This window comes from Bradyrhizobium genosp. A (genome assembly GCF_049949275.1).
Classification (GTDB): Bacteria; Pseudomonadota; Alphaproteobacteria; order Rhizobiales; family Xanthobacteraceae; genus Bradyrhizobium.
Genome location: NZ_CP188196.1, coordinates 7,395,375 through 7,408,766 on the forward strand (window position 1 = coordinate 7,395,375; position 13,392 = coordinate 7,408,766).

General features: G+C 58.3%; 8 protein-coding genes and 1 pseudogene. 3 read left to right on the forward strand and 6 right to left on the reverse strand.

The features are described from left to right. Positions 1-7: 7 nt before the first annotated feature. The 5 genes and pseudogenes from nifE to ACP2YP_RS34595 all read right to left on the reverse strand — a co-directional run bounded on the left by nifE (position 8) and on the right by ACP2YP_RS34595 (position 6,293). The gene (nifE, locus tag ACP2YP_RS34575; protein ID WP_426420757.1) at positions 8-1,678 is read right to left on the reverse strand and encodes a nitrogenase iron-molybdenum cofactor biosynthesis protein NifE; all 1,671 of its coding nucleotides are present in this window, start codon (positions 1,676-1,678) and stop codon (positions 8-10) included. Between the two features lie 96 nt (positions 1,679-1,774). Then, positions 1,775-3,331, reverse strand: coding sequence for a nitrogenase molybdenum-iron protein subunit beta (gene nifK, locus ACP2YP_RS34580; protein ID WP_426420759.1), 1,557 nt, complete (start codon positions 3,329-3,331; stop codon positions 1,775-1,777). A gap of 71 nt (positions 3,332-3,402) precedes the next feature. Next, positions 3,403-4,902, reverse strand: a complete 1,500-nt coding sequence (nifD, locus tag ACP2YP_RS34585; protein ID WP_426420761.1) for a nitrogenase molybdenum-iron protein alpha chain — start codon at positions 4,900-4,902, stop codon at positions 3,403-3,405. 432 nt (positions 4,903-5,334) lie between these two features. After that, positions 5,335-6,014: pseudogene (locus ACP2YP_RS34590) on the reverse strand (SufD family Fe-S cluster assembly protein); the annotation flags it as partial. An 84-nt stretch (positions 6,015-6,098) separates the two neighbouring features. After that, a complete protein-coding gene (locus ACP2YP_RS34595) occupies positions 6,099-6,293 on the reverse strand; it encodes a 4Fe-4S binding protein (protein ID WP_426420763.1) in 195 nt (64 codons plus the stop codon). A gap of 723 nt (positions 6,294-7,016) precedes the next feature. Between ACP2YP_RS34595 and ACP2YP_RS34600 the strand changes: the two genes are divergently transcribed. Further along, the gene (locus ACP2YP_RS34600) at positions 7,017-7,709 is read left to right on the forward strand and encodes a response regulator (protein ID WP_426426375.1); all 693 of its coding nucleotides are present in this window, start codon (positions 7,017-7,019) and stop codon (positions 7,707-7,709) included. Between the two features lie 278 nt (positions 7,710-7,987). On the opposite strand, the gene ACP2YP_RS34605 is transcribed toward ACP2YP_RS34600, so the two are convergent. Further along, complete coding sequence (locus ACP2YP_RS34605; RefSeq protein WP_426420765.1) at positions 7,988-8,614, reverse strand: hypothetical protein; 627 nt, start codon at positions 8,612-8,614, stop codon at positions 7,988-7,990. 1,602 nt (positions 8,615-10,216) lie between these two features. Here ACP2YP_RS34605 and cysD point away from each other — a divergent pair. Next, entirely contained in the window at positions 10,217-11,152 is a 936-nt protein-coding gene (cysD, locus tag ACP2YP_RS34610) for a sulfate adenylyltransferase subunit CysD (RefSeq protein ID WP_426426376.1), read from the forward strand. Beyond that, positions 11,153-13,057: a sulfate adenylyltransferase subunit CysN gene (gene cysN, locus ACP2YP_RS34615; RefSeq protein ID WP_426420767.1), complete on the forward strand. Its 1,905-nt coding sequence runs from the start codon at positions 11,153-11,155 to the stop codon at positions 13,055-13,057. It begins immediately after the preceding gene. The last annotated feature ends 335 nt before the right edge of the window (positions 13,058-13,392 follow it).

A 13,392-nucleotide genomic window follows, 5' to 3' on the forward strand; every position in this document is an offset into this window, starting at 1 on the left:
CGCCGTCCTATTCCGCGGCCTGCCGCATGGCAGGCGGCTGGGAGACCGACATCAACCTCAGGATGTCCTCGATCCGACTTCTGCAGCAACCGCCGTATGCGTCGGTGTGCTCTCTGAGAGCTTCGACGCTGGTCAGACCGTGCAAGCGGATCGCATCCTCGATCGTGCCGCGATCCACGCTCTTACAGAAGCAAACCTTTGTCGCGCGGCGACTCGTCTCCAAAAGCGCAGGGGTCTCGGCGCCCTGCCCGTCCGTCCGCGCAAGGGCCATGGGGATCGGGTGGCCATTCCTGGCGGTATCGTCCCATGGGGCCGGCCGGCGCAGCTGCTCCCACATCGGGTTGTACAGCGCCTTGTCGATCTCCTCGACCAGCTTCACGATCCCCAAATAGCCCATATAGGCATGAGAGCGCTCCTGGTTGACGTCGAGCCAGGGCATCGCCGCCTTCAGCGCGACGAATTGCGACTTGCCGCCGGAGAGCATGATGTCCGCTTTTGCGCCCTTCAGCATCTTGTACATGTCGCGAGGCGCCATGTCGTCGATCATATGGGCCTCCTGCCCCATCCGCTGCTTGATGCGCTCCTTGTCTTTGTCCGTGGATTTTTTGACGCTGGTGCCGACCAGCTCAAGGCCGGCCTCCTGCAAGGCGGCCAGCACGGACCAGGATTTCACGCCCCCTGTGATGAGGAGTGCCCTCTTCCCGGCCAGGCGGGGCCTGTAGGATCCGATTTCCGCCCACGCGCGCGCCTCCTCCCGCGCTATGACCGCCTCGGTACGGCCGATCAGATCTGCCGGGGCCCCGCGCTCGACCAAAATGCGTGCAACGTTGCGCAGTGCATCGCTGGAGTCCTGGATGCCGTAGAACGAGCCTTCGAAGAACGGGATGCCGTAGCGCTCTTGCATTTTGCGCGCCACATTGATCATCGATTTCGAACACACCAGCATGGCGGCGCGCGCCCGATGCGATGAGGCCACTTCACGATATTTCCCGTCTCCGGAAATGCAGGAGAGGATGTGGATTCCGAGCTCGTCAAACAGCGGCTTGACTTGCCACAATTCGCCCGACAGGTTGTATTCGCCGATCAGGTTGATGTCGCAGGGCGTGGTGCGGTCTGGCTCTTCGGTGCCGATGACATGATCCAGCAACGCTTGCCCGGCCAGCTTGTTGCCGAGGTTTTTCGAACCCACGAAGCCGGGCGAATTGACCGGAATCACGGGCTTGCCGAATTTCTGAGAAGCCGCCTTGCAGACGGCATTGATGTCGTCGCCAATCATGGCCGGAATGCAGGTCTGATAGACAAAGATCGCCGCCGGATTGTATTTCGCCAAGATCTCCCTGATCGCCCTGTAAAGACGCTTCTCGCCGCCGAACACGATGTCGGTTTCGTTCATGTCAGTCGTGAAACCGGTGCGCCAGATGCTTGCACCGGATGACGCTGCACCGCGGTTGTCCCAGGAATTGCCCTCACAGGCGATCGGGCCATGCACCAGGTGGGCCACATCGGTGAAGGGCTGCAGCGCGATCTTGGCGCCGTCGAAGGCGCACCCGCCCGCCGCACTGCCCGGCTTAGGTTGCTTGGTGCAGCCCTTTTTGCGGTCAGCCTCCGACTTGTCGGCGTTTTTGGCGCAGCCCGGCTCGTTGAAAACATCCAGGATTCTGGCCGAAAGCGAACTCATCGGTTTCTCCTCTCAATCGCGATTATGTGGGATCAGCCGTCCCGCGCTTAAGCCACCGCCGATGTTTGCCGGCGATGACTTAAGCGTCTTTCGTCATCAACGAATGATGTCAAAGCTATAGTCGGTACCTGCCACGCTGGTCTTCCTGTCGATCTCGTCAAAGATCTTGTCGAGGATCTTCACCAGAACGTTCATGCCGCCTTGATAGCCCCACACCGGAGAGCGGTGATGGTGATGCCGATCAAAAATGGGGAAACCGATGCGGATCAGCGGGGTGCCGGTATCGCGCTCCAGATATTTGCCATGCGTGTTGCCGATCAGGAAGTCGACCGGCTCCGTGAAGAGCAGCGAGCGCATGTGCCAGAGGTCTCGCCCTGGATAGGCTTTGCAGTTCTGGCCGAACGGCGAGCTCGCAAACAAGGCCCGCATTTTATCGTGCCAGACCTTGTTGCCATTCGTGGACAGCACATGGACCGGTTCGGCGCCCAATTCGAGCAGGAAGTCAGTCAGCCCATAACATAGGTCTGGGTCGCCGTAGATCGCAAATTTCTTGCCATGGATATGCGCGCTGGAGTCAGCCATCGCGTCGACCAGGCGGCCGCGCTCTCGCGCCAGCGCTTCGGGGATTTCCTTGCCGCTGATGCGCGATAACGCCATGAGCAGCTCGTCGGTCGCGGAGACGCCGACCGGATGGTTGAAAGCAAGGACCTCCTGGCCATGGCCGGCGATCAACGCAAGCGTCTTTTCCGTGCACCATTGCTGCGCGGATATCGTCGCCTTGGCGTGAACAGCGTTTGCGGCGTCTTCCAAGGTGGTGCCGCCGTCATACATCCTGAACTCGCCGTCGGTCGGGGTATCGAACACATCGGAATTATCGGCGAGGATGGTGTACTGGACGTCCATCAGGTCGAAGATGCGCTTGATTTCACGGGTATTGCCAACAGTGTAGCCGTCAAAGCCGCCGATAAAGTTGATCTTCTCGTTGGGGGTGCGCTCGAGCTTGGCCGCCGTTCCGGCTTTACCGTCCCAGAAATGCTCTAGGATACCCTTCAACGCATTGTCATAGCCGGTAATGTGGCTGCCGACGAAGGCCGGCGTGTGCGCGAACGGCACATCGAAATGCGCTGGGACAGACCCTCTCTCCTTCGAGGTCTTGATAAAGGCGTTGAGGTCATCCCCGATCACCTCCGCCATACAGGTCGTGGAGACCGCGATCATCTTGGGCTTGTACATGTTATAGCTGTTGGCGAGCCCATCGGCCATGTTGTTCAGGCCGCCGAAGACTGCCGCGTCTTCCGTCATCGACGAGGAGACGCAGGAACTCGGCTCCTTGAAGTGCCGCGACAGATGGCTGCGGTAATAGGCGACGCAGCCCTGGGAACCGTGCACGAAGGGCAGCGTGCCCTCGAATCCAACGGAGGCGAAGACCGCACCGAGCGGCTGGCAAGCCTTGGCAGGGTTTATCGTCAGCGCTTCCCGCGCAAAGTTCTTTTCGCGGTATTCGGGCGTCTTCGACCATTCCCTGATGCGTTCGACCTCCGCGGGATCGCGAGCATTCTCGAACATCTTCCTCTTGTTGGCCAGCATCTGCTGGTATTCCGGACCGCGGAACAGCTCGACATGATCGAGCACGTGTTCTGCATTCTGCGCCATTTCGTAGGAATCCTCTTGAAAATCGTGGTCAATGTCGGCTCGACGTCTCTGAAGAGAGGCGGAGAGGCCGATTATTCCGCAGCCAGGAGCCTCGGTTCTGCGACAGCCTTCCAGGGCGCCTTGGTCTTCCTCCAGACCGGCGAGTTGATAGCCATGTCCATGTCACGCGCGAAGATCGGAAACCCGTCATATCCGTGGTATGGACCGGAATAGTCCCAGGAGTGCATCTGCCGGAATGGCACACCCATCTTCTGGAACACGTATTTTTCCTTGATGCCGGAGCCGACCAGGTCAGGCTGCATCTTCTCAACGAAGCGCTCGAACTCATAGCCATTGACATCATCGTAGATGAGCGTGCCGTCCTTGACGTAATGCTGGGCGGTTCGCTGATAGTCATCGTTGTGGCCGAACTCATAGCCGGTGCCGATGACTTCCATGCCGAGGTCCTCGTAGGCACCGATCACATGGCGTGGACGCAATCCGCCGACGAACAGCATCACGGTCTTGCCTTCCAGGCGGGGGCGATATTTTGCGACCACCGCATCAACAAGCGGCTGATATTTTGCAATCACCCGCTCGGCCCCTTCCTTGATCCCGTCGTCGAAGTAGCCCGCTATCTTGCGCAGTGATTCCGCGATTTTTGAGGGACCGAAGAAGTTGTATTCGCACCACGGAATCCCGAACTTCTCCTCCATGTGACGGGAGATGTAGTTCATCGAGCGGTAGCAATGCAGGATGTTGAGCTTCGCCTTGGGTGTGGCCTCGAGCTCGGCCAGCGACCCGTCTCCGGACCACTGGGCGATGACGCGCAGCCCCATTTCCTCCAGCAGGATTCGGGACGACCAGGCATCACCGCCGATATTGTAGTCTCCGATGATCGCAACGTCGTAGGGCGTCGACTCGAAGTCGGACTTCTCCGGCGTGAGCCTGTCAAAGACCCAATCGCGCACGGCATCGTTGGCGATATGGTGCCCGAGCGACTGCGAGACGCCACGGAAGCCCTCGCAGCGGACCGGCACGATCGTCTTGCCGCCATATTCCTTCGACTTGGCTTTAGATACCGCCTCGATGTCGTCGCCGATCAGGCCGATCGGGCATTCCGACTGGATGGTGATGCCGTTGTTGAGCGGGAACAGCTCCTGCAGCTCGTCAATGAGTTTGACGAGTTTCTTGTCGCCCCCGAACACGATATCCTTTTCCTGGAAGTCGGACGTGAACTGCAAGGTCACGAACGTATCGATACCGGTCGTGCCGGCGTAGTAGTTGCGCCGCGACCCCCAGGAGTACTGGCCACACCCCACCGGGCCATGGCTGATATGGATCATGTCCTTGATCGGCCCCCAGACCACGCCCTTGGAGCCCGCATAGGCGCAGCCGCGGATCGTCATCACGCCGGGAATGGATTTGAGATTCGACTTAACTCCGCAATCCGCCTTCCCGGCCTCATGAACGTTCAGGTGCTTGGCGCGCCGTTTCGCCGTCTTGTCAGGATAGACCGTCAACACCTCCTGGATGAGTTCCTTGTTGCGGGCCTTGATCTCCTCGATGCTTTGGGTCGTGGCGAAGCTCATGCTGATATCCTTTGAGAGTTAGCGAGACGGCGCTCAGCCAGGAATTTAGCAACGACCGTGCCAGCTGCGGGCAAGCGAAAAAAACCAATGGAGTTGGAAGTACATAGCGTATTTGGCAGGCCTGGCCGGACTGTGTTGCAAACCCGACATCGGAAGCTGCTCGATAGACAGACACGCTTGCACCTGTTGGATAGAAAACAACGATCAGCGCGCGTGCCATTGCACCGCGGAGATTCCAAGACGAAGCGGTAGCCGTGAGGGGGCTTGGCGCGGGCCGGTCATTGCCAGCCGGGGCTCTAACCGGCCGCCAGCGCATGCTTTGAAGCGGGCTGTGCCAGAGAGCCGATAGCCCGAAAGCTCCATTGTCGCGCCAAGATCGAACATGTCGTCCTGTGGAGCGCCTTCAGGCGCGTCTCGAAAGACTATTCCATCTGGAGCTTGCTGGAGCACGTCCTTGACGAAGCCGTTGACGACGAGGCCCAAGGCCTCCTCCTGGTTCAGGCCGCCCTGGATGCAATAGAACGGCACCTCCTCGGAGATCCTCGAGGCCGTCGTCTCGTGCTCGAAGGTTCTTCGCCGCGATATACGGGCGGGCGATCGAATCTAACTCGCCGCGAGAGTTATCGCCGCGGCGAGTGCAGATCGAATATTTCGAAGTAATGGCCGAACCGGTCTCGACCTGGGTCCAGGAATCTTGGAGTGTTGCCACGGCAGTCGTCACGCTTGGTGACGGAATTGTAGATACCGCCCTTGCCTTCCGAATTACCGGGATACCAGTTCTGCACGGTCGAATATTTGGTCTCGGCATCGTCGTGCGCGACGCGCTCGATCACAGCGGCATGCAGCTGGTTCTCGTCACGCTGCGACGCAGTGCACTCTTCGAGATAGGAGACGTAGGAGCCCTTGTCGGCGATGATCAGCGTGCGCTCGAACTTGCCGGTGTTGCGCTCGTTGATGCGGAAATAGGTCGACAGCTCCATTGGGCAGCGCACGCATGGCGGCACGTAGACGAACGAGGCGTCGGAGAACACCGCCGAGTTCAGCGTCGCGTAGAAATTGTCGGACGTCGGCATGACCGAGCCCAGGTACTTCTGCACCAGCTCGGCATGCTCCGTGGATCACCGACAGGCAAGGCTGCAGCGTTCGATCGTGTCTCGAGCGTGCTGCTCGAGCTGGCCATGCTCATCGCCGCTCCGCTAAGCCGGGACACACGTGTTGGGAACCGGGCAGACAGCGGCGCATTGTGGCGCGTCAAAATGCCCCTCACATTCCGTGCACGTCTTCGGATCGATCACATATAAGTCGCGCTTGAGGCTGACTGCCGCGTTGGGGCATTCAAACTCACATGCGCCACAGGCGGTGCACTGGGACGCGACTATCTTGTAGACCATAGTGATGACTTCCTGGGAATGCGATGCGGGACGGCTTCTCCCCTTCAAGGCTCGTGCCAACGCTGACGCTCCATTTGTTTTGCATATCTTTGGATCTTGCAGGTGTATGGGGTCGAGTAGTGTGTCCCAACCTTGATCCTCGGGGCACGGGGCTTGATCCCGAACGGCAGCACGCTCCACCCCTTGGGAAAGGCCGCCCTAACCGAGATACCTTTAGTCTCTCGACTTGCTCTCGCTGAGCGCAGCCTCGAGCTGGACGCCCGTTATCCTGACAATCGACGCAGGGGGCGCTATCCCGGCCATCCAAGCCCATTGCGCCGACGCTCGACGCCTTGCGCCCGTCAACATTTCGTTCTCGCTGCCTAAGTCCTGCGTATGTCTGGATAATCTCGAAAGGTGTCCACGAATGGGCTTGAATCGCACGTAGCGTCAGATTGTAGGTTTTCCGACACGGACTGCGAGACGCTCGGTGGCGTCAGAACATCCTGACAGGTAGCAGACTTGCGAATGTCTCGAATCCTTAAGGTTGCACCGCAACCTCGTCACGCTCCTCGCGGTTGCAGGTTGTCAACATGGCCGGTGGGAACGCGGGAGAACCGCCGCCGACCCACTTGCGCCAGGACCAGGACGGTCAGTTGGAGATCAAAGATTGCTCTGTTGGCGCGGCTCTTGTCGGATGGGTGACCGACCTGAATTCGTCGCAGGTTGACGAAAGAAGATGAAATGCGAACACTCTTGGTTGATCATCAAGCCGACTTTGCGCGTTCCGTCCAAGGAGCTCTCTTGAACTGCGGGTTCGCCGTCGACGTGACACACACTCTGGACGAAGCGGCTGCCGCTGTTGGTTGCGCGCGGTACGACATTCTTCTTCTCGAGTTGGCTCTACCCGATGGAGACGGCTTGGATTGGCTGAGGCAATTGAGGCGGAACGGAAATTCGATGCCCGCGATGGTGATAAGCGATCTCAACGATCTCGATCGCCGGATTGCAAGTTTCAACGGTGGTGCGGACGATTTCATGTCCAAGCCCGTGTCCACTGATGAACTCATCGCCCGGATGCGAGCCATGTTGCGGCGATCAAAGCAAATGACGGCCCCACTTATCGGACTAGGGAATGTCGAGTTCGATCCAATCGGCCGACAAGCTTGGGTTGATGGCCGGCCGCTAAGGATCGCACGCCGTGAACTGTGCATTCTGGAGCATCTGCTCAGTCATGCAGGCCGCACGGTGCCGCGCGCGTCACTGGAGGATAGCATCTATTCATTCGACAACGAGGTCTCGACCAATGCGCTTGAGGTCGCAATCTATCGCTTGCGTGGACATTTGAGGAAGTCCGTTGCGACGCTACGGATCAGGAACGCGCGCGGTATCGGCTACTCTCTTGAGTTGAATGGCGCGGCATCCGTCGCGCCATGAGACGGACCAGAAAAGCAGGGGCTTCCTTGAACATCGGTTGTGACAATCATTCCGGCGACGATCGACGATACTCGCAACGAGCACGATCAACTCTCCCCGCGAGTACCTGCCCATCACACCTAGCTCTCTATGTCGTCCACACTCGTGCAGGACTCACGTCCCCGACGCGCCGCCCACGACATCTTGTGGGGACCTATCAGTAGGTATTTCATGTTGTAAGCAAAGATACCGAGCCTAACCCAACGACATCCCGGGCGACGCAATAGGTGATGAAACGATCAAACGGCAGAGGCAACGGCTATTACAATTCTGATGAGTGCCCCCGGCTCAAGCTGATTTATTACAGCTCGTCCTAGAATGAGTTTGGCGACCTCTGTTCGATAAAAAGGAGTTCGCATCTCTTCCGGTAAAGCCGCAACTGCATCGTCAAAGATACGTCCCAGAGCCGACAGCTGTTCTGGATCGCATACGCTGCAGTGGTCCTGTAAGAATCCCCCTGTCCCACCACCTATGACTGTCTTGTCGGACAGCTCCTCTCGTTCCGGCCCGAGCCCTGCGGATATCAGCTCGATTGTGAGTTCATTCAGCAATTGCGTCGGTTCACGCTCGTTCTTGCCATCGTCGATCAACCTCCTAATCTCTTCAATTTGCTGCCCAATCTTCTGCTTGATGCGCTGGACACCCGAACTGCAGCGATGAAACTGCGCGATGCGCTCTACAGAGTGATGTTCAGCTAAGCTCGGCTGTTGACGTGTCCTCACTGGGACTACGAAAAACGCTTGACGCGCCTGTGCAGGTGAAATGCGAATAGTCGAAGTGGCAGCGCCCAAAACGCCGTCACTCGATACGCTCATTTCAGGCGCTCTATTAGTCCCTTCTCCAGACCCGTCCACGCTCATAGTCATGACTGCCTCATGCACCCTTCTGGCACGCGAATTTAAAGACTGAGACCTGCCGGCCCGCAGATTGCGTCGGGCTGCCCGACTGCCTCACCGATCGACAATCGATCTTGACGACCTGCGGTGCCTCAATTCCATTTCAGCCGGCGCTTGACTATCAGCGTTCAGGTCGATCGGTAAAATCGATTGTTATGATCGAATATATCCACAGCCTGGATGCAAAGGCGGACCGTTATACGATTCCAGCCGTAGACGGTGTTACTTTGACTCTCTTCATCGGCGGCGCACCATTGCTTGCCCGCCCAGCGATTATGAGAGGTCCTCCACAAGGAGGCTTACTCCGCGCGGTACATCGGACCACGAAGCCTGATCAAAGCGCGAGTGCGGAGGCAGGCTAGTGCGCTGGCTCTCTTTGTCAATGATGCTTATCGCTGACGAACATGACCGCGCGACAGCCGGTTCGGGTGATTTTGAGGACGGCCAGTGGCCGCCATCCTCGGACGGTCCGATTGACGGTTCTACAGCACGACACGACGTGAAACGTCACTCATGCCGGGACACCTCGCGCTTGAGCGAGTTGATTTGGTGGTCCTTCCGGGCGATCAGCTTTTGGCTTTGCAAGACATCATCTGCTGGACCGATTTGAGCAGTACCAACAGCATCCTGGGCCGCCGGACTCGACCCGTGTCAACGGGCAGGCTCGGGCAGAATGGACAGACGCGTCCCAAGGGTACGCTGAAACACGTTGAGCTCGCTTGCGAGCCGTGGTGCGCAAACGCCGAATGGATCCGGTCGCAAAAAAAGAACCCGACCCTTTTGGGGCCGGGCGAAGTTCAGTCTGGGAGGAGCGATGCTACAAGACATCGCACCAGCTTCCGTCAGCAGAAGGAGGGCTGCCGGCGGTTCATTTACGGCGAGGGCATTCGCCGTTAACCTTGGCCACGAGCAGGCTGATGTCCATGACGAACACAGCGTGCTGTCGCGGCTGACCGCTCTATAGAAATTGCGCTTCAAGCAATTGGGCCCAACATTTGCGCGTAGGCAAGTCGACAGCGGCGTCAGTATTTCTTCACGAAGCCTTTTGCAAAACGTCAAATGAATGCCGTTCGCCGGATGACGTTCGTCGAAAAGCTGCGCGATGACAGGCGCGTCAAGAACGACGACCGCTCTCCGAGACGGCGCTCACATGAATACGAGGCAAACCGGCCTGATGGTCTATTTCAACTGAGCGTTTGTTATCCGCCATTTCGTACAACTGGTAAAATCGATTGTGTGGATGGAGCACATCCAGAATTTAAATCGAGACAACCGCTTCAGGTGTTGATCTTGATCTCCTCATCTCATAACCAATGACTTCGAGCCCCGGGTCAGATGCTTCGTTCCTGGTGCAACCGTTTCTACTTTTCCGTTCTCGATCGTTCGGCATGGCACGGAAACGAAAGCTACACGTAAACAAGACACTTGATCTGAATGAGTTTCGAAAGCTCGCGCGGATAATCGGCGTGATTGCTGTTCAACGTTACGGACCCTGAGAGCGGCCCCATGAGCTATGGCAAGTTAGATTATCGAAACGGCGACTTGCCGCGCGGAGAACCGCAGATGTTCAGAATGAACGCACAAAATATCACTAAACCACAGACGCGCACGCTGCCGCGGCATCTGCGGCGGTTGGAGGCCGAGTCCATCGAGATCATGCGCGAAGTCGTTGCCGAATTCAGCAAGCCCGTAATGCTCTATTCGATCGGCAAGGATTCGAGCGTTATGCTACACTTGGCGCAGAAGGCTTTCTATCCGGCGAAGGTCCCGTTTCCGCTGTTGCATGTCGACACGACCTGGAAGTTTCGCGAGATGATCAGCTTTCGCGACGAGACGGCCGAGCGTCTCGGCATCAACCTGATCGTTCATGTGAACCAGGAGGGGATCGAGCGCGGCATCAATCCGATAGATTCCGGATCGACGCTGCACACACAGGTGATGAAGACAGACGCGCTAAAGCAGGCGCTCGACCATTACGGCTTTGACGCGGCGTTCGGGGGCGCCCGGCGCGATGAGGAAAAAAGCCGGGCGAAGGAGCGCATCTTCTCCTTCCGTTCGCACGGACATGTCTGGGACCCGCGCAACCAGCGGCCGGAGCTGTGGAATCTCTTCAACACTCGCAGCCGGAAAGGCGAGACAATGCGCGTGTTTGCCATTTCGAATTGGACGGAGCTCGACGTCTGGGAATACATTATGCTGGAACACATTCCGGTCGTTCCGCTTTACTTCGCGAAAAAGCGGTTGGTGGTCCATCGCAATAGCACGCTGATCATGGTGGATGACGAGCGCATGCCCTTGGTTCCGAATGAGACGCCCGAGCTTAAGATGATTCGTTTCCGCACGCTTGGTTGCTATCCGCTGAGCGGCGCCATCGAGTCTGACGCCGCCACCATCAAGGACATCGTCGCGGAAATGCAGGTTGCGACACTCTCCGAGCGCCAGGGACGGCTGATCGATACCGACGAAGTGGCATCGATGGAGAAAAAGAAGCGGGAAGGCTACTTCTGAATGGATACTGATGCGCTGCGAGAGCTCACCTTCACCAACACCAAGGATCAGCTGCGCTTCATCACCTGCGGCTCGGTGGACGATGGAAAGTCGACGCTAATCGGCCGGTTTCTGCACGACAGCAAGGCGATCTATGAGGATCAGCTGCAGGCACTTGCGCGCGACAGCGTCAAGCACGGCACAACCGGAGATGCTATCGACTTTGCCCTGCTGGTCGATGGACTTGAGGCCGAACGCGAACAGGGTATCACCATCGATGTCGCCTATCGCTTCTTCGCCACGCCGCGCCGATCGTTCATGGTGGCCGATACGCCCGGTCATGAACAGTATACGCGTAACATGGCGACCGGCGCCTCCAACGCCCAGCTCGCGGTCATCTTGATCGATGCGCGCAAAGGCGTCCTGGTGCAGACCAAGCGCCACTCCTACATTTGCTCGCTCTTGGGCATCCGGCACGTGATCGTGGCCCTGAACAAGATGGATCTGGTCGATTACCGCAAGGAAGTGTTCGATCGCATCCTGGACGATTATGTCGATTTCGCTTCGAACCTCGGCTTCACGTCGATCGCGGCTGTCCCGATCTCCGCACGATACGGCGACAACATCATCAGCCTGTCCCGCAATACCGATTGGTATCATGGCCCTTGCCTGTTGGACTATCTCGAAAATATCGACATCCAGTCCGAGACGGCCGGCTTGCCCTTCCGTTTCCCGGTCCAATGGGTGAATCGGCCGCACTTGGATTTCCGCGGCTACGCTGGAACGGTGGTCTCCGGAAGCATTGCCGTCGGCGACGAAATCGTTATTCCGGCATCGGGACGCAATTCGCGCGTCAAGCAGATTGTGACGTACGATGGCGACCTTGTGCGCGCCGCAGCCGGCGATGCGGTGACCATTACGCTGACTGACGAGATTGACATCGGCCGCGGAGATATCTTCGCTAAGCCGACGGAGCGACCGGAGGTCGCTGATCAGTTTGCCGCCCACCTGATCTGGATGGACCAGGAGTCCATGGTCCCGGGCCGGTCCTATGCCTTCCGGATCGGCACGCAATCGATTGCGTCCGGCAGCATCACCGCGATGAAATACCGGATCGACGTCAACACCGGCGCGCACGTGGCAGCCCGCACTTTGAGCCTCAATGAAATCGGCTTCTGCAATATTGCAACCGCACTGCCGGCAGTCTTCGATGCCTACGAAGCGAATCGGCGCACCGGTTCCTTCATCGTGATCGACCGTGACACCAACAGGACCGTCGGCGCAGGCATGATTGCCTTCCCCTTGCGGCGTGCCGCCAACATAGCCCGGCAGCCGCTCTCACTAGGCAAGAAGGAGCGCGCCGCTCTCAAGCACCAAAGACCCTGCATCATCTGGTTTACCGGGTTTTCCGGCGCCGGCAAATCGACCATCGCCAACCTCGTCGACCAGAAGCTGTTTGCGATGTCGTATCACACCATGCTCTTGGACGGCGACAATCTCAGGCACGGTCTCAATCGAGATCTCGGCTTCACCGAATCCGATCGGGTTGAAAACATCCGCCGCACCGGCGAGGTGGCCAAACTGATGGTCGATAGCGGCTTGCTCGTGATCTGCTCGTTCATCTCGCCCTACAAGGCCGAGCGAGACATGGTCCGCGATCTCGTGGGCGACGGCGAATTCATCGAGGTCTTTGTTGACACGCCGATCGGCGAATGCGTGCGGCGCGATCCGAAGGGGCTTTACGCCAAGGCGGAATCAGGCGCGATCAAGAATTTTACCGGCATCGATGCGCCGTACGAGGCGCCGAGCGCGCCGGAGATCCATTTGACAACCCTGAACCAGCAGCCGGAGCGCTTGGCCGATACGGTGCTAAACTGCCTGGCCACACGAGGGATTATCGTGGCGGCCAACCGGACGGAGAACTAGCCGGCGCGGCTGTCAGAGCTGTTTACTGACATTTCTCACCTCCACCCTATCTGGCTGATCGGACCAAATACCACGCCGTCACATGATGCCAAACTCCTGCACCATCCGGCGACGTCCAGCTTTGCGGGCCTTACATCGCAGCGAGCTTGGATCGGCGAGCTTGGATCGGTCTAGACTGGCCGGACGTTCTCCATCATGAAAGGCTCGGTCGAACGCGGCGCGCTTGGTTTGGCTTCTGTGGGTAATGTCACGCGTTCCTGCGTCAGTCGGGGCATCGACGAACAGCTGACTACGTCACTCTTGTGAAGGATGCCATTGTGGTGTGTTAGAGCTCG

Coding starts and splice junctions, on each gene's coding strand:
- cysN (WP_426420767.1), top strand. CDS start 11,153: ATGGATACTGATGCGCTGCGAGAGCTCACCTTCACCAACACCAAGGAT.
- ACP2YP_RS34600 (WP_426426375.1), top strand. CDS start 7,017: ATGCGAACACTCTTGGTTGATCATCAAGCCGACTTTGCGCGTTCCGTC.
- ACP2YP_RS34605 (WP_426420765.1), bottom strand. CDS start 8,614: ATGACTATGAGCGTGGACGGGTCTGGAGAAGGGACTAATAGAGCGCCT.
- ACP2YP_RS34595 (WP_426420763.1), bottom strand. CDS start 6,293: ATGGTCTACAAGATAGTCGCGTCCCAGTGCACCGCCTGTGGCGCATGT.
- cysD (WP_426426376.1), top strand. CDS start 10,217: ATGAACGCACAAAATATCACTAAACCACAGACGCGCACGCTGCCGCGG.
- nifD (WP_426420761.1), bottom strand. CDS start 4,902: ATGAGCTTCGCCACGACCCAAAGCATCGAGGAGATCAAGGCCCGCAAC.
- nifK (WP_426420759.1), bottom strand. CDS start 3,331: ATGGCGCAGAATGCAGAACACGTGCTCGATCATGTCGAGCTGTTCCGC.
- nifE (WP_426420757.1), bottom strand. CDS start 1,678: ATGAGTTCGCTTTCGGCCAGAATCCTGGATGTTTTCAACGAGCCGGGC.